General features: G+C 70.3%; 20 protein-coding genes. 8 read left to right on the top strand and 12 right to left on the bottom strand.

All coding sequences use genetic code 11. The features are described from left to right. Positions 1-169 precede the first annotated feature (169 nt). From ASC64_RS07570 to ASC64_RS07550, 5 genes are all read left to right on the top strand, one after another. Positions 170-1,651 (top strand): amidohydrolase family protein, encoded by a 1,482-nt coding sequence (locus ASC64_RS07570; RefSeq protein WP_156385082.1) that lies wholly within the window; start codon positions 170-172, stop codon positions 1,649-1,651. Positions 1,652-1,654: 3 nt separating this feature from the next. After that, positions 1,655-2,467 carry an IclR family transcriptional regulator domain-containing protein gene (locus ASC64_RS07565; protein ID WP_056906940.1) on the top strand — a complete coding sequence of 271 codons (813 nt, stop codon included), beginning with the start codon at positions 1,655-1,657 and terminating at the stop codon, positions 2,465-2,467. Between the two features lie 27 nt (positions 2,468-2,494). Next, positions 2,495-2,923, top strand: a complete 429-nt coding sequence (locus tag ASC64_RS07560; protein WP_056906939.1) for a DUF1810 domain-containing protein — start codon at positions 2,495-2,497, stop codon at positions 2,921-2,923. 9 nt (positions 2,924-2,932) lie between these two features. After that, a complete protein-coding gene (locus ASC64_RS07555) occupies positions 2,933-4,237 on the top strand; it encodes a D-arabinono-1,4-lactone oxidase (RefSeq protein WP_082550280.1) in 1,305 nt (434 codons plus the stop codon). Positions 4,238-4,361: 124 nt separating this feature from the next. Next, a complete protein-coding gene (locus tag ASC64_RS07550) occupies positions 4,362-5,879 on the top strand; it encodes a hypothetical protein (RefSeq protein WP_056906937.1) in 1,518 nt (505 codons plus the stop codon). Positions 5,880-6,225: 346 nt separating this feature from the next. Here ASC64_RS07550 and ASC64_RS07545 read toward each other — a convergent pair whose 3' ends face one another. Together ASC64_RS07545 and ASC64_RS07540 are read right to left on the bottom strand one after the other, a co-directional pair. Further along, a complete protein-coding gene (locus ASC64_RS07545) occupies positions 6,226-6,936 on the bottom strand; it encodes a hypothetical protein (protein WP_056906936.1) in 711 nt (236 codons plus the stop codon). 23 nt (positions 6,937-6,959) lie between these two features. After that, on the bottom strand, positions 6,960-7,937 hold the full coding sequence (locus ASC64_RS07540; RefSeq protein ID WP_056906935.1) for a ComEC/Rec2 family competence protein: 978 nt from the start codon (positions 7,935-7,937) through the stop codon (positions 6,960-6,962). A 377-nt stretch (positions 7,938-8,314) separates the two neighbouring features. Between ASC64_RS07540 and ASC64_RS07535 the strand changes: the two genes are divergently transcribed. From ASC64_RS07535 to ASC64_RS07525, 3 genes are all read left to right on the top strand, one after another. Then, positions 8,315-8,599 carry a hypothetical protein gene (locus tag ASC64_RS07535; RefSeq protein WP_056906934.1) on the top strand — a complete coding sequence of 95 codons (285 nt, stop codon included), beginning with the start codon at positions 8,315-8,317 and terminating at the stop codon, positions 8,597-8,599. Positions 8,600-8,605: 6 nt separating this feature from the next. Next, positions 8,606-8,899, top strand: coding sequence for a type II toxin-antitoxin system RelE family toxin (locus ASC64_RS07530; RefSeq protein ID WP_056906933.1), 294 nt, complete (start codon positions 8,606-8,608; stop codon positions 8,897-8,899). Between the two features lie 62 nt (positions 8,900-8,961). Next, positions 8,962-10,557 carry a tetratricopeptide repeat protein gene (locus ASC64_RS07525; RefSeq protein ID WP_056906932.1) on the top strand — a complete coding sequence of 532 codons (1,596 nt, stop codon included), beginning with the start codon at positions 8,962-8,964 and terminating at the stop codon, positions 10,555-10,557. A gap of 293 nt (positions 10,558-10,850) precedes the next feature. Here the strand turns inward: ASC64_RS07525 and ASC64_RS07520 are convergent, their stop codons facing one another. The 10 genes from ASC64_RS07520 to ASC64_RS07475 form a co-directional block, all read right to left on the bottom strand. Beyond that, complete coding sequence (locus ASC64_RS07520; RefSeq protein ID WP_056906931.1) at positions 10,851-12,503, bottom strand: GGDEF domain-containing protein; 1,653 nt, start codon at positions 12,501-12,503, stop codon at positions 10,851-10,853. A 64-nt stretch (positions 12,504-12,567) separates the two neighbouring features. Continuing rightward, positions 12,568-13,581 (bottom strand): App1 family protein, encoded by a 1,014-nt coding sequence (locus ASC64_RS07515; RefSeq protein ID WP_056906930.1) that lies wholly within the window; start codon positions 13,579-13,581, stop codon positions 12,568-12,570. A 1-nt stretch (position 13,582) separates the two neighbouring features. After that, entirely contained in the window at positions 13,583-14,578 is a 996-nt protein-coding gene (locus ASC64_RS07510; protein WP_056906929.1) for an aldo/keto reductase, read from the bottom strand. Between the two features lie 9 nt (positions 14,579-14,587). Continuing rightward, positions 14,588-15,322, bottom strand: coding sequence for an L-ribulose-5-phosphate 4-epimerase AraD (gene araD, locus ASC64_RS07505; RefSeq protein WP_056906928.1), 735 nt, complete (start codon positions 15,320-15,322; stop codon positions 14,588-14,590). Beyond that, positions 15,322-16,833: an L-arabinose isomerase gene (gene araA / locus ASC64_RS07500; protein WP_439956802.1), complete on the bottom strand. Its 1,512-nt coding sequence runs from the start codon at positions 16,831-16,833 to the stop codon at positions 15,322-15,324. The genes araD and araA overlap by 1 nt, the downstream gene beginning before the upstream one ends. Beyond that, positions 16,830-18,536 carry a ribulokinase gene (gene araB / locus ASC64_RS07495; RefSeq protein WP_056906926.1) on the bottom strand — a complete coding sequence of 569 codons (1,707 nt, stop codon included), beginning with the start codon at positions 18,534-18,536 and terminating at the stop codon, positions 16,830-16,832. The genes araA and araB overlap by 4 nt, the downstream gene beginning before the upstream one ends. Next, positions 18,536-19,552: a LacI family DNA-binding transcriptional regulator gene (locus tag ASC64_RS07490; RefSeq protein ID WP_056906925.1), complete on the bottom strand. Its 1,017-nt coding sequence runs from the start codon at positions 19,550-19,552 to the stop codon at positions 18,536-18,538. Before ASC64_RS07490 ends, araB begins: the two co-directional genes overlap by 1 nt. Then, positions 19,549-20,550, bottom strand: a complete 1,002-nt coding sequence (gene yjfF / locus ASC64_RS07485; protein WP_056906924.1) for a galactofuranose ABC transporter, permease protein YjfF — start codon at positions 20,548-20,550, stop codon at positions 19,549-19,551. The genes ASC64_RS07490 and yjfF overlap by 4 nt, the downstream gene beginning before the upstream one ends. Next, positions 20,547-21,596 (bottom strand): ABC transporter permease, encoded by a 1,050-nt coding sequence (locus ASC64_RS07480; RefSeq protein ID WP_056906923.1) that lies wholly within the window; start codon positions 21,594-21,596, stop codon positions 20,547-20,549. The genes yjfF and ASC64_RS07480 overlap by 4 nt, the downstream gene beginning before the upstream one ends. Continuing rightward, the gene (locus tag ASC64_RS07475; protein WP_056906922.1) at positions 21,589-23,166 is read right to left on the bottom strand and encodes a sugar ABC transporter ATP-binding protein; all 1,578 of its coding nucleotides are present in this window, start codon (positions 23,164-23,166) and stop codon (positions 21,589-21,591) included. The genes ASC64_RS07480 and ASC64_RS07475 overlap by 8 nt, the downstream gene beginning before the upstream one ends. Positions 23,167-23,195: the final 29 nt, after the last annotated feature.

Below are 23,195 nucleotides of genomic sequence, written 5' to 3'. Positions count from 1 at the left end.
GAGTTCCTCCACATCAGCGGACAGGTGTCCGCGTGTCGTCGCCACAGTGTTCGTCCGCTCGAACGTGGCTGTCAAGACCGCTCTTGACACGGCGGACCGACGAGTCGCACAGTGACCTGCATCACGACGACCGTCATGCGGACACATGTCCGAGACAAGGAGCGGACCGATGCCCACCACGGCCGACCGTCGCCCGGTGCTCTTCACCGGCGGCACCGTGCTCACCATGGACGACCAGCACACCGTGCTGACCGACGCCGACGTGCTGGTCGTCGACGACCGCATCGCGGAGGTCGGCACCGGCCTGTCCGCGCCCGACGGCGCCGAGGTCGTCGACGCGTCCGGCGGCATCGTGATGCCGGGGATGATCGACACCCACCGCCACATGTGGCAGACGGCCATGCGCGCCTACGGCGCCGACTGGACCCTCACCCAGTACTTCGTCTGGTACTACCTCGAGCACGGCGCGAAGTTCCGCCCCGAGGACATCCGGGCGGGCAACCTGCTCTCGGCCTGGGACGCCCTCGAGGCCGGCGTCACCACCACCGTCGACTGGTCGCACGGCCTCCAGACCGTCGACCACGCCGAGGCGGCCGTCGACGCGCTGCGGTCGGTGCCCGGACGGTTCGTCCTCGCCTACGGCAACATCCAGGCCGCCCCGTGGGAGTGGACCGCGGACCCGGCCGTCCGCCAGTTCTTCGAGCGCAACCGGGGCACCGACGGCGACATGCTCGGCTTCCAGCTCGCCTTCGACGTCACCGGCGACCCGGCCTTCCCCGAGAAGGCGGCCTTCGAGCTCGCCCAGGACCTCGGCCTCCCGGTCACCACGCACGCCGGCGTCTGGGGCGCGACCAACGACGACGGCATCCGGCTGATGCACGAGCACGGCTTCATGCAGCCCGACACCGTCTACGTCCACGCCGCGACGCTGACCACCGACAGCTACCACCGCATCGCCGCCACCGGCGGATCCGTGTCGGTCTCCACCGAGTCCGAGCAGAGCGCCGGGCAGGGCTACCCGCCCACCTGGCAGGTCCGCCGCCACGGCATCGATGTCTCGCTGTCCATGGACACGTCGGTGTGGTGGAGCAGCGACCTGTTCAGCGCGATGCGCACGACGCTCGGCGCGGACCGCTCGCGCGAGCACCTGGAGGCGCACGCCGCCGGCGACACCGTCACCCACTCCGCGCTGCGCGCCGAGCAGGTCGTCGAGTGGGCCACCCGCGGCGGTGCCCGTGCGCTCGGACGCGACGACCTCGGTCACCTGACCGCCGGCGCCAAGGCGGACGTCGTACTCATCAAGAACGACGACTCCCCCGTGTCGTTCCCGCTGCTGAACCCCTACGGCCACGTGGCCTTCCAGGCCCAGCGCGGCGACGTGCACACCGTCGTCGTGGACGGGCGCGTGGTGAAGCGCGACCACCGCCTCGTCGACGCCGACCTCGCGTCCGTGCGCACCGACGTGGCGAACACGGTCGACCACCTGCGCTCCGCGATGGGCGAGGACGTCTGGCAGCAGGGCATGAACCCGGACCTGCCCGGCGAGGACCACAAGGTGCTCGACAACCCGTACCAGTACACCGACTACCGCTCGCACACCACGCACGGCGCTCGCGGTACGGTCTTCGGCGAGCCGAACTCGGGGAGGTAGCCCATGGCCGGTCGTGGCAGCGGGCCCGACTTCGTGGAGTCGCTGGCTCGCGGGCTCGACGTCCTGGCCGGCTTCGGTCCGCACCGACCGACCATGACGCTCTCGGAGGTGGCCACCTCCGCAGGCCTGGCCCGCCCCACGGCTCGTCGGCTGCTGCTGACCCTCGAGGAGCTCGGCTACGTGCGCCTGCGCGACGGCGCGTTCTCACTGACCCCGCGGGTGATCGGCCTCGGGATGGCCTACGTCGGCTCGCTGGGGCTGTGGGACGTCGCGCGCCCCCACATGGAGGACCTCGTCGGCCGGATCAACGAGTCGGTGTCGCTGGCCCAGCTCGACGGGTCCGACATCGTCTACACGGCGCGGGTGTCGGTGCCGAAGATCATCGCGCTCCGCGTCGAGATCGGCACGCTCTTCCCGGCTGCCCAGACCTCCAAGGGCAAGGTGCTCCTCGCCGCCCTCCCGGCCCGCCAGGTCGCACCGGTCCTGGAGACCCCCAGCCGGTCGGGCCTGCCGCCGCAGGCCGGGCGCTCGCTCGACGAGCTGATGGACGAGCTCAGCCAGGTCCGCGCCCGCGGCTGGGCCCTCGCCGACGAGGAGCTCGCCCCGGGCGTGCGCTCGATCGCCGTCCCCGTCCGCGACGGCGACGGGGAGGTGCGCGCGGCGATGAGCGTCACGGTCCACGCCGCCGAGACCTCGCGCGAGACGCTCGTGGACGAGCACCTGCCCCAGCTCGTGCGCGCCGCCAGCGAGATCAGTGCCGACTGGGCGCTCTGGCAGTCCCGGCCCCACGTCGAGGTGGCAGCGGCCCTGAGCTGAGGGGTTGCGTGGCGTAGCGTCGCGGGGATGGACGTGGACCCCTACCGACTCCAGCGCTTCGTCGACGCCCAGGAGGGGGTCCACGACCGGGCACTGGCCGAGCTCCGCGCCGGCCGCAAGACGAGCCACTGGATGTGGTTCGTCTTCCCGCAGGTGGGCGGCCTGGGTTCCTCGGCCATGGCACAGCGCTACGCGATCGGTTCGCTCGAGGAGGCCCGCGCCTACCTGGACCACCCCGTGCTCGGACCCCGGCTGGTCGAGTGCGTCGAGGCCACCCTGTCCCACTCCGATCTCACGGCGCTGGAGATCCTCGGCTCGCCCGACGACGTGAAGCTCCGCTCGTCGATGACGTTGTTCGCCCGTGCCGCCGGCCCGGACGCCCCGTTCCAGCGCGTGCTGGACGCGTTCTTCGCCGGCGAGGATGACCCGAGAACCGTCGACCTGCTGGACGCCTGAGGAGGCCACATGCCCAGACCGCAAGACGTGCCGAGCGCCTCGCCCGACCGGGACAGCCTCCTCTCGCCGGGGACGAACTGGGCCGGCAACCACACCTACACGGCGGCGCGCCACGTCCGGGCGCGCTCGCTCGAGGAGGCCCAGGAGGTCATCCGCTCGTCCCGCAACGTGCGGCTGCTCGGCACCCGTCACTCGTTCAACGCCCTGTGCGACACCGAGGGGACGCTGCTGGACCTCACGGGCCTGGCCGCCGAGCCGGTGATCGACCCGGGGCGCGCAACGGTCCGGGTCGCCGGCGGCACGCCGTACGCCGCCGTCGCGGCCCACGTGCAGGCGCACGGGCTCGCGCTGGCCAACATGGGCTCACTGCCCCACATCTCGGTGGCCGGCGCGACGGCCACTGGCACGCACGGCTCGGGAGCTGCCAACCGCATCCTGGGTGCGGGCGTCAGCCGTCTCGAGCTCATCGGTCCGGACGGCGAGCTGCGCACGATCTCGCGCGGCGATCCGGACTTCGACGGCTCCGTCGTCGCCCTCGGCGCCCTCGGTGCCGTCGTGTCGCTCGACCTCGACGTCGAGCCGACGTACGACGTTCGACAGGACCTGTACGCCCATCTGCGGTGGAGCGAGGTCGTCGAGCAGATCAACGAGGTCCTGGGGTCGGCCTACAGCGTCAGCGTCTTCGGCCGGTGGAACGACGCGGACCCCACCGAGGTGCTGGTCAAGACCCGCGTCGCCGACGAGAGCGGTCCCGCCGGCTGGCTCGGCGCGACCGATGCAGTCCCGGCCACCACGGCGTCGCTCACGCTCGGGGAGGGCGACCACCTCACGGTGCGCGGCACGCCCGGGCCGTGGTCGGATCGGCTGCCCCACTTCCGCGCGGACCGGCAGCCCAGCTTCGGTGCGGAGATCCAGTCGGAATGGTTCGTCCCCGCCTCCTCCGCACCGGACGCCCTGCGTGCCGTCACCGACCTGGCGGCCGGAACCGGCGGGGAGATGGCTGCGCTCCTCATCGTGAGCGAGATCCGCGCCATCCGCGCGGACGATCTCTGGCTGTCGCCGGCCCAGGGCCGGGAGACCGTCGCGCTCCACTTCACCTGGTCGCGCGACCCCGAGGCGGTGCTCGCCATGGTCCGTCGCGTCGAGGGCGCCCTCGAGCCGTTCGCCGCCCGGCCCCACTGGGGAAAGGTGTACGACCGCGTCGAGCCGGCCCACCACCCACGCCTCGCCGACTTCCGCTCGCTGGCGGAGCGGGTGGACCCGTCCGGCACCTTCCGCAACCCGATGATCGATCGCGTGCTCGGGATGAGCTGACGGGAGCCGGGCCTCGAGAGCTGCGGTCGGTGTCCGTCGTGGCAGTGACCGTCCCGCTGCACATGACAGTCCCCAACTCGTTGCGCCTCTTGTGCTGTCGAACACTTGTTCGATAGAATCAGGCATGCCGATCGCCTACTCGTTCCCCCAGCCGCCTCGTGCGGCTGATGAGGCGTCGGCGACGCAGGTGCTGACCATGGCCACGACCGCCCTCCGCGCCCGCCGGCTGGCGGAGGTCGAGGAGCTCCGCCTCGCGATCCAGTGGGCCGTCCTCAGCGGCCACCCCCGCGACGACCGCGACCCGATGGTCACGCCCGGCGGCGACGGCACGCCCGAGGTCCGCGAGCACGCGATCCCCGAGCTGGCCATGGCCCGCGAGACACACCCCGCCACCACGCGGGCGCTCATCGCGGACGGGCTGGACCTGGTCCACCGGCTGCCCCTGACCTGGGGGGTCGTCGCGGCCGGTGACTGCGAGCCCTGGGTGGCCCGCAAGGTCGCGGTCCTCTCCCGTTCACTGCTCAGCGAGCAGGTGGTCAAGGTCGACCGGGCGGTCGCCAAGGCCATCGCCGGGCACGCGCCCTCCACGGTCCTCGAGATCGCACGAGCGAAAGTGATCGAGGCCGACCCCGAGACCCACCGCGCCGAACAGGAGCGCTCCCGCCACCAGCGCTACGTCTCGCTGTCCCGCTCCGACGAGTTCGGCTACCGCTGCCTCATCGCCCGCGTCACCGCCGGCGACGCCGCCTGGCTCGACGCCATGATCGACCGCATCGCCGACATCCTCGCGATCACCATGGGCCACGACCACAACCGCGACGAGCTCCGCTCCATCGCCCTGGGCTGGCTCGCCCGCCCCGCCGACCTCCTCAAGCTGCTCCTCGAGCACACCGAGCAGACGGAGGACGCCGGGCCCACGGAGGACACCGAGGACACCAAGCCCACGAAGGACACGGTGGACACGGACGCGGGCGAGCACACCGACAGCGAGCGGCCCGCCTGGGCGCCCGACCACCTCGCCGACACCCTCGACAAGCTCGCCGCGATGTCGGCTCGGCGCCTGGCCCGGCTCCGCGGCCGCGGACGGTTGTTCGTCCACCTCACCGACGAGGCACTCCGCACCCGCACCGGCGTCGCCCGCATCGAGGGCGTCGGCCCCATCGACGTACGACAGCTCCACGAGGTCCTCGGCCACGCCGACGTCACCGTCACCCCCGTCCTCGACCTGCGCATGCGCCGCCGCGTCGACGCCTACGAGCACCCCGAAGTGGTCAAGGACCACGTCTGGACCCAGACCGGTGGCGACTGCTTCCCCTACACCCCACGCACCGCCACCCGCGACGGCGTCGACTACGACCACGCCGTCCCCTACGACGACACCGGCCCACCCGGCCAGACCGGCCCCCACAACTCCGGCCCCCTACGCCGACGCCACCACCGCACCAAGACACACGGCGGCCTCACCACCCGCGTCGTCGGCCCCGGCCGACACCTCTGGCAAACACCCCACAACCAGGCATTCCTCATCGACCACACCGGCACCACACGCCTCACCCAGCAGCAGGGCGAGGCGATGGCAGACGCCATCGACGACGGCGTCGAGCTCTACTACTCGGATGCGGTCGCGTACGAGCTCCCCTGAGATGTCGGGCGAGGCGCACCCAAGGGGTCCCGCACCCGCCCGACTATGCCCAGATTGACGCGGCAACTTGGCCCCGACTACCTCAGCCGGTGACGTGTGGGCGCGCCTCGAACGTTCCCATGCCTCGCATGTCGGCACAACGGTTGGCGGTTAGCATCAAGTCCAGGCCGCGTCGCAACCGGGGGACGCTCGCGCGAAGTGATGGTGCGCGTTAGCGGATACGAAGGTCACCAAGTGCTCAGGCGACGTGGCCACGGCATCTTCCTGCAGCCATCTGCATGAAGTAACGGCGGGGCCTCCGCCTTGTCGGGCCGTGGTCGGCAACGTCGTCGACTCACATGCCGCGTCAATCCTTCTGCGGCTCCCTCGCGACGGCGTTCAGGAGCTGGTTCGCGTATCTGTCCGCGGCTTTTCTGGTCTTGTCCGTGCTGGGGACGAGCGACCAGTAGAGGAGGAACCCGATGTCGATGACGACCCCCGACGCCACCGAAGCCAGGTAGATGTGCCAGTCCGTCTTCAGCGAGGCGAGGAGCAGCAGGATGCAGGCCACGGCAATACCCCGTGCGGGCCACCTGAAACCGTAGGTATTTCGCTCGAACCCGTAGGCGATGTTCTCCGCCTGTACTGCCAGCTTGCCGTCTGGGCCGCCGAAGCCGAGTGGTCGGCACTGGCCGATCGCTGCGCGAATGGTGTCGTCGGCGCGGGCTTCATCGGCTAGTTCCTCGGTCTCTGCAAGGAGGGCGATCCCGGTGTAGCGAGTGACCGCTTCGCGCCAGATGTCGCGTTGGGACGCGTTGATGGCGGTGCCGCGCGTGCGCAACATTTGGGTGGTGATGGCTCCGCCCCACGTAGGCCATAGCCTGTCCTCGACCCTGCGCCCGAAGCGGGCGATGATCAGGCTCAGCGCGTACCCGCCGCCCGCGGCGCTCAGGAAGCCGGTCACGACGGCGATGACCAGATTCTCCTTGAGGCCGAGGGCGACGATCGCGACGCTGACGGGTGCGATCCCGAGCAGGCCGGGCAGTAGCCGCGCTCTGCGTTCGTAGACGCTCAACATGGTCGCCTCTTCCCTTGATGGCGCTAGGCCGCGGTGTGGCCGAGGGGCGGCACGGAGTGCAGCCGTTCGCCGTTGCGATCGTTGATCCAGATCTCGCCGTCTGCCCAGATCTGCACGGTGATGGTCCCGTGGTAGCGGGTGGAGAGGACCTTGGCGCCGTGCCGGCGGTACTCGTCGGATGCGTCGGTGGACGGCTTCTTGCCGATCGAGCAGATGACGAAGTCGGGGTCCATCGCGTCGACGGCGCTCTCGCTGTACCCGGACTCGCGGCCGTGGTGGGCGGCCTTGAGGATGTCGCAAGCCAGGTCGTCACCGCCGAGGTGGGCCTCGATGCTGTCCCACGCTGGCTTCTCCGCGTCGCCGGGCAAGATGACGCGCCGGCCGCCGTAGTCGAGCCTGAGCACGTAGGAGGAGTTGTTCCAGCTCTCGATGCGGTCGCAGTAGTCAATGAGGTCCTGGGTCGGCCCCAAGATGGTCAGCCCGTCCTCGCTCCAGAAGCTGCCTGTTTCATCGCGGAGCCGCTTGATCACGGTGTGTGTGGTGCCGTCACCATGGTTTCCCTCGCGGAGCTCCAGATAGGCGAGCCAGTCGTTCCAGTTGAAGCGGTTCTTGTCGAAGTCGAGCTTGGAGTTCTTCTTCGCGTGGTCGTAGTCCCAGAAGTTGCCGAGCGTGACCTTCTCGCCCCAGAAAAGCGACGCGAGGCCGCTCAGGTGATCCATGTCGGGGTGGGTCTGGATGTAGCGGAAGAGCATCCTGCCGGCGAAGCGGTCGCGCCAGTAGTCGCGCGGGTCGACCAAGAGGCCCCTGTAGTACTCCTCCCAGCTTCCCTGACGGAAGTGCGACAGGCTGAGGCCCTTGGCCTCAGCCAGGGCGACCTCGTCGTCCTCCGGGAGGTTCTTCGAGTTGTTGATGTCGATCATCGTCAACCGACCCGACGGGTGCTCGATGATGGTGCAGTCGCCGTGACCGACGTTCAGAAAGTGGAGCTTGGTGCTGTCCATGGTGTCCTCAGTTTCGTTTCATCTGGCTTGGATGGGTGACACGCCAGCTGAGGACCCGCAGTCCCGATTCGCCGATTTGGTGCAGCGGCGGACGGGTGTGACTACAGTGCTGTTTCACCACAAAGCAACACCGTTAGCCCCGGTCGGATCTTCTTCTGGCCGGGGCTTTCGCGTGCTTGACGAATGGCCCGCGAGGCGACAGTGGGTCGTGACCTCGACCGGACTCCGATCGAAGCGCGGGCCGTCCTGCCCCTATGCCTGGTGCTGGACGCAAGTGGCTTCCTGCGACCGGATGCCCCACAATATCACAAGTGGGTATTGCCCACAAAGCAAGTGTGGGTACACTTGCGCTAGTAGACCTAGAAGGGGAGTCACTCATGGAGACTCGCGCGTCTTTCGAGACACTCGGCGAAGTCGTTGCGGACGAGCGCAGCCGGATCGCGTTTGGTAAAGCTGGAGTCCGCAAGGACGATCGCTACGCGATCGCAGTGAACGACGACGGAGAGATCCTGCTGACACCTTTGGCAAGCATCCCGAAGCGCGAACTGATCGTGTGGGAGAACGCAGACCTACGCGCCAGCTTGGCGCGAGGCCTGACGGACAGCGCCAAGGGCGACGTGCACGACTTGGGATCGTTCGACCAGTACGTGGAGATCGACTGACACACGATGCCCAAACTTGTCTTCACGAATGAGGCGAAGTCGGTCCTCCAGGACCTCGCCTCGCAGCCGCAGTTCGAGAAGAAGCTGCGCAAGGTCCGCAAGGCGCTGGCGTTCCTTGAGAATGATCCGCGCCACCCTGGCCTGAACAGCCATAAGTACACCTCACTACGCGGCGAGGCTGGACAGGATGTGTGGGACTCGTACGTCGAGAATCAGACTCCAGGGGCGTGGAGGATCTTTTGGCACTACGGTCCCAACGACCACCAGATCACCGTCATCACGATCGGGCCGCATCCGTAGGAATCGGTGATTCTTACTGACGGGCAAGGTAACGTCCGGCTCCGCAAAGGAGTCGTGTACCTATGGCACAGCTAGACCCGGACGAGGCGCAGCGCAGGCTGGTCCTTGAGGCGCTGGTCGCCTACAGCGATGCATGCACCTTGCCGCTGCTCACTCCCAACTGTCCGTTCTATCTGGTTGACGACCAAGGTCATCCGACCTGCGGCACCGAGTGCGTTGCTGCTGTGCAGGCTGGTGGGGGAACTGGGCGCTCAATCCGGGACGTCGCTGTGGGCGGCCTTGTATTGACGGGCCGCACCGTCCCGCAGGACGCAGCAGGATCTGCCGATCCGTTCGACGCGATGCGCGACTACATCGACCAGCGGAGCCTGCGGCCGGTCGACCAGTCGACGGGGACGCTCCTGCTGCGCCTGGGGGCCGCGATGAACCGCGGTCCAATGCCGTCGGCGAATCAGAGTCGCATGATCGTCCACGAGGCCTGGGCAGAGCTTGACCGGCGTCGAGTGCCGGTCGAGTCGGTAGTGAGGGCAGCGATCCTCCCGCAGATGGCCGCTCAAATCGGCATGCAAGCAATGACCCCTCTCCTCCGTCAGAGCGGTATGTGGGCCGAACTGGTGAGCGACGACGAGCTAGACCGGCTCGATCAGCGTTCAGCTGAGTGGTTCGCCGTGCTGGATCGGGCATATGAGGAGGACCGTGCCGGCCTAGACGATGACAGCCAGATCTTGCAATGGGTCAACATCGAAGCTCATCGCCGAAAGCTCGACGAGGTCTTCCGCCTGCACGAGGCAACCGAGCAGGTCGTGCCGGTCGATGTCGAAGTTCCTGAAACGCTCCCGGCGAAGCTCGCCGCTGACCTCCGCGTCGTGTATGCAACCTCGACTCGTTTCACGACCCGCGTCGAGCAATGGCTGAACCGCATCCTCACCGATGATTTGAACGCAGTGATTGACTGGACCGCGCCCCCACCTGCGCTGTTCTCTGCGCTCCCGGCGCTTCGTCGCATGGACGAGACGGGTCTGTGGATCTGGGACAGGTTCACCAAGACGTCGCTGGAGGACTGGGCGACCTCGAGCCTGCTCCGCGAGTGGGCCGGCAACAGCGACGTCCACCTCGACCGGCGAGTATGGCTCGAAAGGGTCTGTGATTCCGAGGTGCTCGCTGAGATGGCCCTGAGTCGGCTGACGAAGAAGCCCCGCCGCGCCGCGCCGCCGCCCAAGTTGACGGCAGACGTCTTCGTTGACGCCGCACAGACTCTCCTGAAAAGCGATCGTCCAGAGGAAGCCGCACAGATCTTCCAAGGACTGGTCGACCTCAACCCGACTGACGGCGATGCTCTCAACAACCTCGGCTTCTGCTTGCTGCCCACCGACCCGCCGGCAGCCCTTGAGGTACTCCAGCGGTCCTCGCTGTTCCCCATGGCGTTTCGTGCGGTCAACGCCGCAAATCGCGTTCTAGCCCTGCTGCTCGTGGGACGGGAGTCCGATGCCCTCACCTTGGCCCGGGAGTCACTCCGTGTCGTCCGGCCCAGCGAGAACGACCATTGCGTCACCTGGCGAGTGGAGTCGACGGGTGAGACACCACAGCTGTCCCTGCAGTCGTCGAGCCCGCACGCGTATCTGATGAACCTGACTGAGTTCCTCGAGAGTCGGCTATGAACTGAACCGTCTGTAGTGCCCGCGAACCGCGATGTCGGCCGCCGACACATCCAGCGCCGGCATACGAGTCGGTCTGCCAGCGCCTCTAGATGCTCGGCCTGCCCTTGGGCATGGTCGTGGGACATTCCGCCTCGCATGGGGGCGCTTGGCTTCGCCCACCACCAAGCGAGACGCCTGCATCCGACCGCGACCCAAGGGGCGGCGAAGGGCACGTGGGCGCGCGCGGCGTTACGACACAGCCTGAGGTGTCGCACCAACGGCGGGCTCCACTGTGACCCAACGGGTCGCCCCGTTCAGGAACGCGCGCCGCCGGAGACCAAGCCGCCCGAGACCACGCTGCCCGAGCCCGTGCCGTCGCAGACGTGGTGCTGGTTGCGCCCACCGCGCTTGGCGACGTACATCGCCTCATCCGCGCAGACGATGACGTCACGGATGGTGCGCGCGGGGCCCGCCGCTCCGCCGATGCTGACGGTCGGAAGCTGTTGCGGGGCGTCGCGCACCGCAGCGAGGATGCGCGCCGCGGCGAGGTCCGTGTCGTCGGCCCCGGCGCCGGGCAGCAGCACCGCGAACTCGTCACCGCCGACGCGGGCGACGACGTCGTCCTCGCGCGAGTTCGCGGCGATCGCCTGGGCCACGCCCTGCAGCATGGCGTCGCCCACGGCGTGACCCTGGGTGTCGTTGACCTCCTTGAACTCGTCGAGGTCGATGAAGAGCACCCCGACCTCTCGATCGTCGTCCTCGGCGTGCTCGAGGTCTTGGAGGTGCCGGTCGAAGGCACGGCGGTTGGCGACGCCGGTGAGGGCGTCGGTGTCCGCCTCGCGGGTCACCTGCTCGTGCTCGGCCTGCAGCTGCGCGAAGGCGCGCATCGTCTGGGCCGCGGCCAGGGTGCGCTGACGCTGGCGCCACGAGTCGGCGGCAAGCGCGTTGCCGTACTCCAGCGCCGCCGCCGCCGGCTTCGACGCGCGCGCCAGGAGCAGGCTGTAGGTGTGGGCGAGCGAGAGGTAGGCCGGTGAGGCGCGCTCCGCGGTCGGGGCCAGGGCCAGCGCCTGCTCGATGACGGTCAGGGACTCCTCGTGCCTCCCCTCACGCATCAGGGCGACAGCCAGGAACGGGACGGCCAGCGCGTGGTCGTGCGCGTTGCCCAGCTCGCGGACTGCCGGGAGCAGCCGCTGGATGTCCTCGACCGCGCCACCGGGCTCGGGACCGTCGGAGCGCGCGGCGGCCTCGAAGAGCAGGCAGGGCTCCATCCACGCGGTGACCGCCGGGAGCAGGACCGCACCCGCGAGCCTCTCCGCGGCAGCAGCGGCATGCGCGTGGGCGCGCGCGCTGTGCTCCTCGGCCTCCGCGTCGAGACCGACGCGGTAGAGCTCGAGGCACCACCGCAGGTGGAGGTTGGCCAGGTTGATCAACCACATGCTCGGATTGGCGTCCTCTTGGCGGGAGTGCGCCAGGCTGATCTCGTAGGCCGCCTCCTGGTGCGGCAGCGCGAGCTCGTAGAGCCGCAGGGGCAGGTAGCTGTTGGCGATCGCCACGTGGGCGGTGCTGGCGACGTAGCCCTCGGCCCCGCTGAGCTCGAGGGCGGCCTCGGCCGCTGCCAGGTCGACGAGCACGGCCTCGACGTCGTAGCGGGCGGGGTCGTCGTCGCCCAGCAGGAGCTTGGCCTCGGCCCGGAGCGCCAGCGCGCACGCACGCCACCCCTGCGCGTCGTCGCGCTCCGCCGCGGCCAGCATGTCCTCGGTCGCCGTCAGTCCCGCGGCGGCGTCGTCGTCGATCAGTGCCACCACACGCGGGAAGTGCATGGCCGCGGGGCCGCCCTCGACGGTCCCGTCACCGAGCTCCCCCAGCCGCGTCTCCGCAGTCGCCAGCACCTCGGACGCATGACCCAGCTGGGCCCGCTGGACGAGGTGCTTGACCTCCTCCAGGAGCGGGCAGTCGTTGGTGTCCATGATTGATTCTCACTCGCACAACAGCCGACCGGACGACTTTCGCGTAGTCCGTTCGGGTCATTCCTCAGAGCAGCCCCAGACCCGCCGCATGGCGCCGTACGGCGTCGGAGTCCGCGGCGAGGACGAAGGGGACTGTGGAGTCCCAGGCGTCGGAGACCTTCTCCACGCGCCCGTCGCCCGGGTCGAGCCGGACCTCCCGGATGTAGACGGCGAGGATGCGGTCCGGGTACTCCCGGACGATGTCGGCGTAGACCTGCGGGTCGCGCTCACCGGAGTCACCGAGCAGGACGAAGCGCAGGTCGGGGTGGAGGTCGAGCACCTCCCGGATGCGGTCGTGCTTCTGCTCGCGCCCGGCGGAGGTGCCGAGCAGGTCGCGGAGCAGCACGGGTCCGAGCGGGAAGCCGCGGTGGCGCAGGAAGGCGAGCAGGAACGAGTGCAGGTTCCACGGGCTCGACGAGATGTAGAAGACCGGGTTCACGCCCGCGGCCAGGTCGCGGTAGAGCTCGACCGCGCCCGGGAACGGCGTACGGGTGAGGGACGAGCCGGCGAAGGTCTGCACGACCATGCGCAGCACCCGCTGCACGCCGGTCTCGAGGATCGTGTCGTCGACGTCGGAGACCACCCCGAACCGCGCCGCCGCATCCGGCACCCGCACCTCGACCCGTCCCTTTGCAGAGGTCACGCCGCGGTAGTCGCCCTCCAGCGACACCACCCCCTGCGTCCACGGACTCGTCAGCCCGGTCGCCGGCATCCGGACGAGGAAGTAGCCCTCGGCGTCGGTGACGGTCTCGACCGACGCACCGCCGACCGTCACCCGCAGCGGGACGCCAGGCAGCTCGTCGGTGATGAAGTGCCGGAACGTGCGCCGTACCGCCGCGCGGACGCCCTCGTCCTCGACGGCCTCCGTCGCGAGCGGGTTGTCCAGCACCCGGCCGCGTACGACGACGCCTGCAGGGCCGCCGTGGCCGATGTAGGGCTCGATCCGGAAGTGCTTCGGGGTCCGTGACTCCGCGCGCCGCAGCCGGCGCCGGTCCCACGCCGACTCCAGGGCCACGACCCAGCGTTGGAGCTCCACCACGTCACCAGCGCCCGTGGACCTGCTCCCGGATCCGCCGGTCGTAGAGGTCGCGCACCCCGTCGAGGAACGACGCCGGCAGCTCGCCGACCGAGCCCGCCGCCGCGTTGGACGACGCCTGCGAGACGTTGCGCGCGCCCGGGATGACCGTCGTGACCCCCGGCTGCTGCACCACCCACGCGAGCGCGGCCTGCGCGGGCGTCACGTCGGAGAGGCCCGACGAGGCGACGAGCGCGGAGAACTCCTGCGCAGCCTGGACGCCAGTCGCGTAGTCGACGCCGGAGAAGGTCTCGCCGACGTCGAAGGCGCTGCCGTCGCGGTTGTAGGTGCGGTGGTCGTCCTGCGCGAAGGTGGTGTCGAGGTCGTACTTCCCGGACAGCAGGCCCGAGGCGAGCGGCACGCGCGCGATGATCCCCACACCGGCCGCCGCGGCGGCCGGGAGCACCTCGTCGAGCGGCTTCATCCGGAAGGCGTTGAGGATGATCTGCACACTCGCGACGTTCGGTCGGGCGATGGCGCTGAGGGCCTGGTCGGCGGTCTCGACGCTGACGCCGTAGGCGGCGATGACGTCCTCGGAGACCAGCCGGTCGAGCACGTCGTAGGTCGCGTCGTCGTCGATGACCTCGCTCGGCGGGCAGTGGAGCTGGACGAGGTCGATGGTGTCCACGCCGAGGTTGCGCCGCGAGCGGTCGAGCCACGAGCGGAAGTTGGCCTCGACGTAGTTGGCCGGCACCTGCTCCATCCGGCGGCCCATCTTGGTCGCGACCGTGAAGCCGGCGTCCGGGTGGTCGGCGACGAACGCGCCGACCAGCTGCTCGCTGCGACCGTCGCCGTAGACGTCGGCGGTGTCGTAGAACGTCACGCCGGCCTCGGCCGACGCCTCCAGGACCGCGCGCGCGTCGGACTCGCTGACGTCACCCCAGTCGGCGCCGAGCTGCCAGGTGCCCAGTCCGACGACCGAGGCGGAGAACGGGGTGCGGGGGAAGGGTCGGGTCTCCATGCGGCGAGCCTAGACGCCCGCCGCAGCGGCCCGATCGGGGTTGCCGTAGTAGGCGCCCGGACCGTGCTTCCGGGTGAAGTGGCGCTCGAACAGGTGGTCCGGCGAGGCGGCCGTCGGGTTGAGCGCCAGCGTGTGCAGCGCCATCTGCGCGACCGCCTCGAGGACCACCGAGTGCTCGACGGCCTTCGTCGCGCTCGCGCCCCACGTGAAGGGGCCGTGCCCCGCCACCAGGGCACCGGGGACGTCGAGGGCGTCGCCGCGCATGCTCTCGACCAGCACCCGTCCGGTGTTGAGCTCGTAGTCGCGCGCGCACTCCTCGGCCGTCAGCGTGCGGGTCACCGGCACCGGACCGTTGAACGTGTCGGCGTGCGTGGTGCCCAGCACCGGGACCGCCCGGCCGGCCTGCGCGAACGACACGGCGTACGTCGAGTGGGTGTGCGCGACGCCGCCGAGGTCGGGGTGCGAGAGGTAGAGCAGCCGGTGGGTCTCGCTGTCGGTGGACGGCTTGAGGTCGCCGGCGAGCACCCGTCCGGTCTCCACCTCGACCGGCACGAGGTGCGCGAGGGAGAGCTCGTCGTAGGGCACCCCGGACGGCTTGATGACGTAGATCCCGCGCTCGCGGTCCAGCCCGCTGACGTTGCCCCAGGTGAGGGTGGCGAGGCCCTCGCGCGGGATGACGAGGTTGGCCTCGAGCACCTCGCGCAGGAGGTCCTCGGAGACGAGGCCCGCCAGCTCGATCGCCATCACAGCCCCTCGGCGAGCCGGTGGTAGGCGGCGTTCCACCGCAGCTCGCGCTTGAAGGCCCGGGGCGTGGTGTCGTCGTCGATGACGACCAGCTCGACCCCCGACATCTCCGCGAAGTCCTCGAAGACCTCGACGCCGACGGCCTTCGAGAGCACCGTGTGGTGCGGGGCTCCTGCCATCAGCCACGCCTCGGCCGACGTCGACAGCGAGGGCCGTGGCTCCCACACCGCGCACGCGACCGGCAGGTGCGGCAGGTCGGCGTCGGGCTCGACCACGTCGATGTCGTTGACCGTCAGGCGAAAGCGGTCGCCCAGGTCGGACAGGCCGGCGACCACCGCGCGCCCGGGGTCGGCGGTGAAGCGCAGCCGGACGGGGTCCTCGCGGCCGCCGATGGACAGCGGGTGCACCTCGAGCGAGGGCTTGCTCGTCGTGATGGTCGGGCAGACCTCGAGCATGTGCGCGCCGAGGATCTTCTCCTGCCCGGGGACCAGGTGGTAGGTGTAGTCCTCCATGAACGACGTGCCGCCGGGCAGCCCCGCGGCCATCGTCTTGGTCGCCCGCAGGAGCACCGAGGTCTTCCAGTCGCCCTCGCCGCCGAAGCCGTAGCCGTCGGCCATCAGCCGCTGCACGGCCAGGCCGGGGAGCTGGCGCAGCCCGCCCAGGTCCTCGAAGTTCGTGGTGAACGCGCCGAAGCCGCCGGCGGTGAGGAACTCGCGCAGGCCGAGCTCGATCCGGGCGCCGTAGCGGAGCGAGTCGGCCCGCTCGGCGCCGGGCAGCAGCTCGGGCGCGACGGCGTAGGTGTCGACGTACTCCTGCACGAGCTTGTCGACGTCGGCGTCGGCCACCTCGTCCACCAGGTCCACGAGGTCGTTGACGCCGTAGGTGTTGACCGAGACGCCGAAGCGCAGCTGGGCCTCGACCTTGTCGCCCTCGGTGACCGCGACGTCGCGCATGTTGTCGCCGAAACGGGCCAGCTTGAGGTGCGCGAGCTCGTGGCGGCCGAGCGCAGCACGGGCCCATAGAGCGACGCGCTCCGCGACGACCGGCGAGTTCACGTGCCCGGCGACGGTCTTGCGGGCCACGCCGAGGCGCGACTGGATGTAGCCGAACTCCCGGTCGCCGTGCGCGGCCTGGTTGAGGTTCATGAAGTCCATGTCGATCGTCGACCACGGCAGCTCCATGCCGGCCTGGGTGTGCAGGTGCAGCAGCGGCTTGCGCAGGGCGTCGAGGCCGGCGATCCACATCTTCGCCGGGGAGAAGGTGTGCATCCACGCGATCACGCCGACGCAGCCGGGGTCGGAGTTCGCGTCGAGCATCTGGCGGTGGATCGAGGCCGCGTCGAGCAGCACCGGCTTCCAGACCACCTTCACCGGGATGTCCCCGACGACGCCGAGCCGCTCGGCGATGGCCTGCGACTGCGCCGCCACCTGGTCCAGGGTCTCCGGACCGTAGAGGGACTGGCTGCCCGTGAGGAACCAGACCTCGGGGGTGGGCGCGGACGTCATGCTCATGAGGGACTTCCTTCTGTCGTGGCGCGGTCGGACCGGCGGGCGACGGCGTCGCGCCGGATCGCCTTGAGCCGCCGCATGGTCGTGGTGGCACGGCCGAAGTGGTCGTGCAGGGCCAGGTACTGCTGGAACAGCAGGTCGTACGACGCCGCGCGGTCCTCGTCGGGCACGTAGACGTCGCGCCGCACCTTGCCCATCTGCTTGGCCGCGGCGGGCACGTCGTCGTAGGCCCCGGCGGCGACGGCGGCGTGGATCGCCGAGCCGAGCGCGGGGCCCTGCTCGGAGTCGATGATCGACAGCGGCAGCCGGGTGACGTCGGCGTAGACCTGCATCAGCAAGGCGTTCTTGGTCAGGCCGCCGGCGACGATGAGCTCCTCGACGGGGACGCCGCTGTCGCGGAACGTCTCGACGATGACGCGGGTGCCGAAGGCGGTGGCCTCGAGCAGCGCGCGGTAGACGTCCTCGGCGCGGGTGGCCAGGGTCTGCCCGACGACGAGGCCGGAGAGCTCGTGGTCGACGAGGACCGAGCGGTTGCCGGAGTGCCAGTCCAGGGCGACCAGGCCGTGCTCGCCCACCTCCTGCTGCGCGGCCAGGCGGGTGAGGTGCTCGTGCACCGACTCGCCCGCGTCCGCGGCCGCCTCGGCCACGTAGGCCGGGACGCCGTGCTCGACGAACCAGCCGAAGATGTCGCCGACCCCGCTCTGCCCGGCCTCGTAGCCCCACAGCCCGTCGACGATGCCGCCGTCGACGACGCCGCACATGCCCGGCACCTCGCGCAGCACCTCGGCGTTCATCACGTGGCAGGTGGAGGTGCCCATGATCGCGACCATCTGGCCCGACCCGACCGCCTGCGCGGCGGGGGCGGTGACGTGGGCATCGACGTTGCCGACGGCGACCGCGATGCCCTCGGGCAGCCCGGTCCAGGCCGCGGCCTGCGCCGTCAGCGTGCCGGCCCGCGCGCCGAGCGCACCGATGCGGTGCTCGAGCTTGTCGGTGACGAAGTCGCCGAAGCCGGGCGACAGCGCCGTGAGGAACTCCGGCGAGGGGTACGCCCCGTCCTGGTACTGCCCCTTGTAGCCGGCCGTGCAGGCGTTGCGGACGTAGGTCCCGCACAGCTGCCACACGATCCAGTCGGCGGCCTCGACCCAGTGCTCCATCCGGTCGTAGAGGGCGGCGTCCTCCTCGAAGAGCTGCAGCCCCTTGGCGAACTCCCACTCCGAGGAGATCAGCCCGCCGTAGCGCGGCAGCCAGGCCTCGCCGCGCGTGCGGGCGAGCTCGTTGATCCGGTCGGCCTGCGCCTGGGCGGCGTGGTGCTTCCAGAGCTTCACGTAGGCGTGCGGGCGGTCGGCCAGGCCCTCGACCTCGTTGAGGGGCGTGCCGTCGGCGAGCGTCGGCACCATCGTGCAGGCGGTGAAGTCGGTGGCGATCCCGATCACCCGCGACGGGTCGATCCCGGCGGCCTCCACCGCGGCCGGCACGGCCATCCGCAGCACCTCGCGGTAGTCCTCGGGCACCTGCAGCGCCCACTCCGGCGGGAGGGGCCGCTCGACCCCAGCGAGGTCGGCCGGCAGGGTGCGCTCGAGCACGGCGTGCGGGTAGGGGTGGACGGCGGTGCCGAGCTCGGCGCCGTCGGAGACGCGGACGACGACGGCGCGGCCCGAGAGGGTGCCGTAGTCGACGCCGACGACGTAGTGGTCGGATGTCATCAGGAGGTCCTCTCGGTGCTGGCACGGACCACCAGCTCGGGCTTGATCAGCCGGTCGGGGGCGGGCGTGCCGGCGAGCGCGGCGCGCAGGATCTCGATGGCGCGGCGGCCGACGGCCTCGAAGTCCTGCCGCACGGTGGTGAGCGGCGGGATGAGGTACGCCGCCTCGGGGATGTCGTCGAAGCCGACGACGCTGACGCCGCGCGGCCCCGACGGCACGGTCCGGCCGGCCTCGCTGAGCGCACGCAGCAGGCCCAGGGCCATCTGGTCGTTGGCGCAGAACACCGCGGTGACGTCCTCGCGGCCGGCGATCTCCCGGCCGGCCTCGAAGCCGCTCGCGGCCGACCAGTCGCCGAGGACGTGCTGCGAGGGCCGTAGCCCGGCGGCGTACATCGCGTTCTGCCAGCCCTGCAGGCGCGCCCTGGCCTCGGTCCACTCCTGCGGCCCGGCGAGGTGGACGATGTCGGTGTGCCCGAGCTCGACGAGGTGGCGCGTGCCGGCCTCGGCACCGGCCACCTGGTCGACCCCGACGGTCCACTGGGCCTTGGCGGGATCGCCCTCGACGACGATCACCGGCACGCCCCACTGCTCCTGCGCGCGGGCGACCTCCACCGCGGCGTCGGTGGCGTGGATGAGCACGATGCCCTCGACGCCCTGGTTGCGCAGGTGGTCGATCGCGTCGACGAGCTCGTCGCGGGTCATGCTCTGGAGGTTGACCGAGCTGACGAAGTAGCCCGCGTCGCGACCGGCGGCCTGGATGGTGCGGTGCACGGTGGACGGTCCCCAGTAGCCGCTCTTGGAGCCGATCACGCCGATGGTCGCGGACTTGCGGGTGACCAGCGCGCGGGCGGCGGTGTTGGGGCGGTAGCCGAGCTGGCGGATCGCGTCCTCGACCCGCTCGCGGGTCGCGGGTCGCAGGTTGTCCTGCCCGTTGATGACGCGGGAGACGGTCTGGTGGGAGACGCCCGCGAGCCGGGCCACGTCCGCCATGACCGGCGTGCGCCGGACCTCGCTCATGGACGGCGCCTGGTGGCGAAGCGCTGCACGACCACGAAGGCCAGCAGCAGCACACCGGTGATGATGCGGATCCAGTACGAGCTCAGGGTGCCGTCGAAGGAGATGAGGGTCTTGATGATGCCGAGCACCAGCACGCCGAGGAGCGAGCCGACGACGTAGCCCCGCCCACCGGTGAGGAGCGTGCCGCCGATGACGACGGCGGCGATGGCGTCGAGCTCCATGCCGATCGCGTGCAGGCTGTTGCCGGAGAGGATGTAGAGCGAGAACAGCAGCCCTGCCAGCGCCGCGCAGAAGCCGCTGATGACGTAGACGCCGACCTTGGTGAACGCCACCCGCAGGCCCATCAGCATCGCCGAGGCCTCGTTGCCACCGATGGCGTAGACGGTGCGGCCGAACCGCGTGCGGGCCAGCACGTAGGCGGCGATCGCGACCGTGGCCAGCGCGATGATCGCGGTCCAGCGGACGTAGTAGTCGCCGAGGTGGACGGTCCTGAACGCCAGGTCGGTGACGGTCGGGTCCTTGATCGAGATCGACTCCACGCTGATCAGGTAGGTGAGCCCGCGCGCCAGGAACAGTCCCGCCAGCGTCGCGATGAACGGCTGGATGTCGAAGTAGTGGATGAGCAGGCCCATCAGCAGCCCGAGGAGCGTGCCGGTGGCGAGCACCGCGACGATCGACAGGTAGGGCGACCAGCCCATGTCGAGGGTCTTGGCGGCGATCATCGTCGACAGCGCCACCACCGAGCCGACCGAGAGGTCGATGCCGCCGGTGAGGATGACGAAGGTCATGCCCACGCCGAGCACGATGAGGAACGCGTTGTCGATCAGCAGGCTCAGGAGGACCTGGGGGTCGGTCAGGCCGTCGTAGCGGATGCCGCCGACGCCGAACAGGCCGACGAAGAGCGCGGCCGTCGCGAGGATCGGCAGGTAGCGGTTGGGCGGGCGGTAGGTCCGGACCCGGTCCCAGGCCGAGGCGGTGGGGACGGTGACGGCACTCATGCGGGCGCTCCGTTCGCGAGGGTCGGGGTTCCCGATCGGCGTACGCGCAGGAGGGCGCGCGCCTTCGGCGACTGGAGGAGGCACACGGCGATGACCACCACCGCCTTGAAGAGGTAGTTGACCTCCGAGGGGATCCCGATGTTGGGGATGGTGCGGGCCAGGGTGGCGATGAAGAGCGCGCCGACGAAGGTGCCGGCCAGCGAGAAGCGGCCGCCCATCAGCGACGTGCCGCCGATGACCACCGCGAGGATGGCGTCGAGCTCGATCCACAGCCCGAGGCTGTTGGCGTTGACCGAGTTGGTGTTGGCGGCGATGACCAGGCCGGCGAGGCCGGCGCACAGGCCGGAGAAGGCGTAGACGGTCCAGATGATCGTGCGCGCCCGGACGCCGGCGAGCCGGCTGGCCTCCGGGTTGATGCCGACGGCCTCGATCAGCATGCCCAGCGCCGTGCGCCGGGTGAGCAGCGCGGTGAACAGCACCATCCCGACCGCGACGAGGAAGGCGAGCGGCAGCGTCAGCACGAAGCCCGACGCGAGGTCGCTGAACCACGGGTTGTTGACGGTCGTGATCTGCCCGTCGGTGATCGCCATCGAGATGCCGCGCCCGGCGACCATGAGGATCAGCGTCGCGATGATCGGCTGGATCCCGAGCACCGAGACGAGCAGGCCGTTCCAGGCGCCGAGCACGATGCAGACCACGACGGCGTACGTCATCGCCATCACGGCGGTGCGCAGCGCGGCCTCGTCGCCGGCGCCGATGATCCGCGTGCACGCGACGGCTGCGGCGATCGCCGCGATCGCGCCGACGGAGAGGTCGATGCCGCGGGTGGCGATGACCAGGGTCATGCCGAGCGCGACCAGCATCACCGGCGCGCTGTTGCGGACGATGTCGATGAGGTTGCCGTAGAGGTGGCCGTCCTGCATCCGGACGTCGAGGAAGGAGGGCTTGGCGACGACGTTGACCAGGAGGAGGACGAACAGCGCCAGGACGGGCCACAGCAGCTGGTGGCGCAGGACCCGCTGGACGAGGCTTGTCGGCTCAGGCATGGGTGTCCTCCTCCGAGCGGGTCTCGCCCGCGATGATCTCGAGGACGTCGCGCACGCTGACGTCGTCGTTGGTGCGCTCGTCGATCTTGCGGCGGTCGCGCATCACCACCAGGCGGTCGCTGAGGCGCAGCACCTCCTCCAGCTCGGCGGAGATGAAGACCACCGAGAGTCCCTGGGCCGCCAGCTCGGCGACCTTGGCCTGGATCTGCGCCTTGGCGCCGATGTCGATGCCACGGGTGGGCTCGTCGAGGATGAGGATCTCCGGCTCGGTGATCAGCCACCGGGCGAGCAGCACCTTCTGCTGGTTGCCGCCGGACAGGTTGCGCATCAGGGCGGTGGGGTCGGCGGGCCGGATGTCGAGCGCCTCGATGTAGTCCTTGACGAGGCGGGCGCGGGTGCCCTGCGGGATCGGCCGGAGCCAGCCGCGCGAGGCCTGCAGCGCGAGCAGCATGTTGTCGGCGACGGTCAGGTCGCCCACCACGCCCTCGGCCTTGCGGTCCTCGCTGGAGAAGGCGATCCGGCGGTCGATCGCGTGCCGGGGGCTGCGCAGCCGGCGCGTGTGCGAGCGGACCGCGAGCTCACCGGTGTCGGCGGTGTCGGCGCCGAACAGCAGGCGGGCGAGCTCGGTGCGTCCGGAGCCGAGGAGGCCGGCGATGCCGACCACCTCACCCTCGTAGAGCGCGAGGTCGGTGGCCTCGAGGGTGTTCTTGCGGCCGAGCCCGACGGCCGTGAGCAGCGGGGTGCCGGACCCGGCGCCGGTGGTCGGCGCGGCCCGGTCCAGGCGGTCGAGCACCTCGAGCTCGCGGCCGATCATCAGCCGGACCAGCTCGAGCTGCGTGGTGTCGGCGACCATGCGCTCCTCCACGAGCCGGCCGTTGCGCAGGATCGTCATGCGGTCGGCGATCTCGTAGACCTGGTCGAGGAAGTGGGAGACGAAGACGATGGCCACGCCCTCCTCACGGAGCCGGCGCATCACCGTGAAGAGCTTCTCCACCTCGTCGGCGTCGAGGCTCGACGTGGGCTCGTCGAGGATCAGGACCTTCGCCTCGACGTCGACCGCGCGGGCGATCGCGACGAGCTGCTGGACGGCGATGGGGTGCTCGTCGAGCACCGTGCGCGGGTCGACGTCGATGCCGAGGTGGAGCAGGGTGCGCCGGGCCCGCCGGTTCATCTCGCGGACGTCGATCGAGCCGAAGCGCCGCGGCTCGCGACCGAGCAGCATGTTCTCCGCGACGGTCAGGTTCGGCACCAGGTTGACCTCCTGGTAGACCGTGCTGATCCCGGCGGCCTGCGCGGCGGCCGGCGAGGAGAACTCGTGCCGCTCCCCGTCGATCGTCACCACGCCCGCGTCGATGGCGTACACGCCGGTGAGCGCCTTGATGAGGGTGGACTTGCCGGCCCCGTTCTCGCCCATCAGGGCGTGCACCTCCCCGGGGAACAACCGCACCGAGACCTCGTCGAGGGCGCGGACGGCGCCGAAGGTGATGGAGATGTCGCGCATCTCGATCACTGGCTGCGGCTCGGCCGCAGGCACGGACGTGGTGCCCGCCGGCGTCCTCATCTGGGTCATCTCGTTCCTCTCGCTCCAGAGGTCGGGCG

Origin of the sequence: Nocardioides sp. Root122 (assembly GCF_001425025.1) — a bacterium.
Lineage (GTDB): Bacteria > Actinomycetota > Actinomycetes > Propionibacteriales > Nocardioidaceae > Nocardioides.
This window is presented reverse-complemented; position numbering and strand designations above follow the sequence as displayed.